Below are 3,122 nucleotides of genomic sequence, written 5' to 3'. Positions count from 1 at the left end.
CGCTTCCGATCTCTCGTTAGCGGGAGGCGAATTCTACAGCGTTACACGCTGCTGTCAACACCTCTTTTTCTCCGCTTTCGACCGAGAAGATCGAAACGTTAATAGGGCCAAACAACACTGCCTTACTAACTCCTTCTGGGCTTCGATGACCTGAAGCAACTCGCTGCCGAAACCTACATAACTCTTTGTTTACCAAGGAGTTTTCCGTTTCGACTGCGCCGGAAGTGGGGCGAATTATAGACTTCCAGAATCTGCCGTCAAGGGTTAATTACGCTTTTGTTGCAGAAGATGGTTTTTTAGCAATAAGACGGGGAATTCGGCGCATCACCGGCGGTATACGCAGGACCAGAAGCACCCCCCCTATAGATGCATAGATAGCCCACTCCTTGAGATCTGCCCGCACGATCCACAACATATGCAGCAAACCAAGCCCGAGAATCACGTAAACCAAACGATGCAGTTTCTTCCAGCGCACACCAAGGCGACGCTGGCTGTATCGGTTGGAGGTGACTGCCAGCACCAATAGAGAAAGGAATCCCAAGGCACCCACAATAATATAAGGCCGCTTCCGTAGCTCAACCCCCAACTGCGACCAATCCAACCCAAGGATAAACACGCAGTAAGCAGCGAGATGCAAAACCACATAGGCAAAGCACCACAATCCCAGTTGCCGTCGCACCGCGATCCACCCCGCCCAACCACTGAGCTTCTGCAACGGTGTCATACCCAGGGTTATTAACAACAGAATCAAGGTGCCAAGCCCGAGCCGATCCATCAGCACCTTGCCCGGGTCAGGTCCCAGCGCAAAGCTCCAAGCCTCGTACAGCCAGAACAGCGGCCACACCGCCGCTGCTATAAAGACGCCGATGCGCCAGATCGGATAGCGCATCAATAGTTCTTCCGCAGATCGAGGCCCGTATAAAGAGAAGCGACTTCATCGGCGTAGCCGTTGAACATTTGTGTCTCACGCACATTGGGACTGAACAGCCCGCTGGGCAACCGCCGCTCCCGCGCCTGGGTCCAACGCGGATGGTCGACGGTAGGATTCACATTTGCGTAAAACCCATACTCACTCGCGGCAATACTTTGCCAGGTGGTTTTCGGCTGCTCGCTGACCAGGCTGATGCGCACGATCGACTTGACGCTCTTGAATCCGTACTTCCACGGCACCACCAACCGCAACGGCGCGCCGTTCTGGTTCGGCAGCTCCCGCCCATACATGCCCACCGCAAGGATCGCCAGGGGATTCATCGCCTCATCCAATCGCAGCCCTTCTACATAAGGCCAGTCGATCAAAGCGAAGTTGGACCGCTGCCCCGGCATGCTCTTGGGATCCTGCAGGGTTTCAAAACGGATGTACTTGGCGTTCGAGGTCGGCTCGACGTGCTTGAGCAGTTCCGATATAGGGAACCCTATCCACGGAATGACCATCGACCAGGCCTCTACACAGCGCAGTCGATAGATTCGCTCTTCCAACTGATAGGGCTTCATGAAGTCTTCAAGCGCATAGCGCCCAGGTTTGGCGACCTCACCATCTATCACCACACTCCACGGCTCAGTCTTCAGAGACCCGGCATTGGCTGCAGGGTCGCCCTTGTCCGTACCGAACTCATAGAAGTTGTTGTAGTGGGTTGCGTCCTTGAAAGGGGTGATGGCCTCGTCCTTGACGGTAATCGCCTGCCATTTGGTACCCGGCAGCTTTTCGGCAAACCAGCCAGGTGCATTGCCCGGCTCGACATCGGCATAACGTGCCGCATCATCCGCACTGGCCCAACGCGGCAGGCTGCTGGCAGCCAGGCCGGCAAGCGCACCACCGAGCAAGCTGCGGCGAGAGAAATAGAGGGATTCAGGCGTGACATCCGATTCTTGGCAATCAGACGCTTTGGGAAACTTGATTAACATGGCAACTCCGCAGCTTTGGAGGACAGATGCACCAATAGACTGCGGAGTATGGGGGAAATTACATTAAGGCAACGTTTTGCGCTGACGAAGATGCAGAAGGTACTGCACCGGGCCGGACGCGGCATACACAAGGAAAGCCAGCAGCAGGATTCGCGGCGGATCACTGAAGACCACGGCAAACACCAGCACCACTGCCAGGATAGCCACAAACGGCACACGCCCTTTGAGATCCAGCTCCTTGAAGCTGTTGTACTTGATATTGCTGACCATCAGCATGCCGGCCGCCGCAACCATCAAGGCCACCAGGAACGACATCTTGGAACCCTGGATACCGTAGTCGCTGAATGCCCAGACAATACCGGCTACCACACCCGCCGCAGCCGGACTGGCCAAGCCAATGAAGTAGCGCTTGTCGGCAGTCCCCACCTGGGTATTAAAGCGCGCCAGACGCAATGCCGCGCCCGCCACATAGATGAAGGCAACCATCCAGCCAACCTTGCCCATATCACCCAGCGCCCAGGCAAATGCGAGCAACGCCGGCGCCACACCGAAGGCAACCATGTCCGACAGCGAGTCATACTCGGCGCCAAAGGCACTCTGGGTGTTGGTCATCCGCGCAACCCGGCCATCCAGGCCATCAAGGACCATGGCGACGAAGATCGCTATCGCGGCAAAACCAAAGTACTTGCTGGCCCCGGCCGCATCGCCGGCCGCCAACGCACTCTGGGCACTCATGGAATTGATGATGGAGTAGAACCCCGCGAACAGGTTCGCAGTGGTGAACAGATTGGGCAGAAGATAGATGCCACGATGCCGGACTTTACGGCCTTCAGCATCGTGCCCTTCTTCGACATGTTCATCGATCGGTAGCAGGCTTTCGGCGTCAGAGGCCTGGTTTGGCTCTTCGGGACGTTCGCTCATGGACTTTACCTTGCAACGGTGTGAAAAATTTCGACAGAAACTTGCGGCGAGTGTTCGCCCGCAAACGATGCAGCTTTATACCAGAACCTGCCCCGCAAACGAAAAAACGCGGCCTAAGCCGCGTTTTCCCTTGATCCGTACGACTTAGTTTTTGGCTTTGTCGACGATCTTGTTGGCACCGATCCACGGCATCATGGAGCGCAGTTGCTCGCCGATGATCTCGATACCGTGAGCGGCGTTGTTACGACGCTTGGCGGTCATCGAAGGGTAGCCGGTTGCACCTTCGCTGATGAACTTTT

Annotated in this window: 3 protein-coding genes and 1 pseudogene; all 4 read right to left on the bottom strand. The window is 56.1% G+C overall.

Annotated elements, in window-relative coordinates:
- Positions 1-268: 268 nt before the first annotated feature.
- Positions 269-889, bottom strand: coding sequence for a protein-methionine-sulfoxide reductase heme-binding subunit MsrQ (msrQ, locus tag ACIOMR_RS27075; RefSeq protein WP_087693389.1), 621 nt, complete (start codon positions 887-889; stop codon positions 269-271).
- Positions 889-1,902 (bottom strand): protein-methionine-sulfoxide reductase catalytic subunit MsrP, encoded by a 1,014-nt coding sequence (msrP, locus tag ACIOMR_RS27070; RefSeq protein WP_003212121.1) that lies wholly within the window; start codon positions 1,900-1,902, stop codon positions 889-891. The genes msrQ and msrP overlap by 1 nt, the downstream gene beginning before the upstream one ends.
- A gap of 63 nt (positions 1,903-1,965) precedes the next feature.
- Positions 1,966-2,823 (bottom strand): CDP-diacylglycerol--serine O-phosphatidyltransferase, encoded by an 858-nt coding sequence (gene pssA, locus ACIOMR_RS27065; protein WP_003212123.1) that lies wholly within the window; start codon positions 2,821-2,823, stop codon positions 1,966-1,968.
- A gap of 144 nt (positions 2,824-2,967) precedes the next feature.
- Positions 2,968-3,122: pseudogene (locus ACIOMR_RS27060) on the bottom strand (ketol-acid reductoisomerase); the annotation flags it as partial.

The organism is Pseudomonas sp. NPDC087814 (assembly GCF_044742865.1).
GTDB lineage: Bacteria > Pseudomonadota > Gammaproteobacteria > Pseudomonadales > Pseudomonadaceae > Aquipseudomonas.
The sequence above is the reverse complement of the archived record's forward strand: the minus strand, read 5'-3'. Positions and strand labels throughout refer to the sequence as shown.

Coding starts and splice junctions, on each gene's coding strand:
- msrQ (WP_087693389.1), bottom strand. CDS start 889: ATGCGCTATCCGATCTGGCGCATCGGCGTCTTTATAGCAGCGGCGGTG.
- msrP (WP_003212121.1), bottom strand. CDS start 1,902: ATGTTAATCAAGTTTCCCAAAGCGTCTGATTGCCAAGAATCGGATGTC.
- pssA (WP_003212123.1), bottom strand. CDS start 2,823: ATGAGCGAACGTCCCGAAGAGCCAAACCAGGCCTCTGACGCCGAAAGC.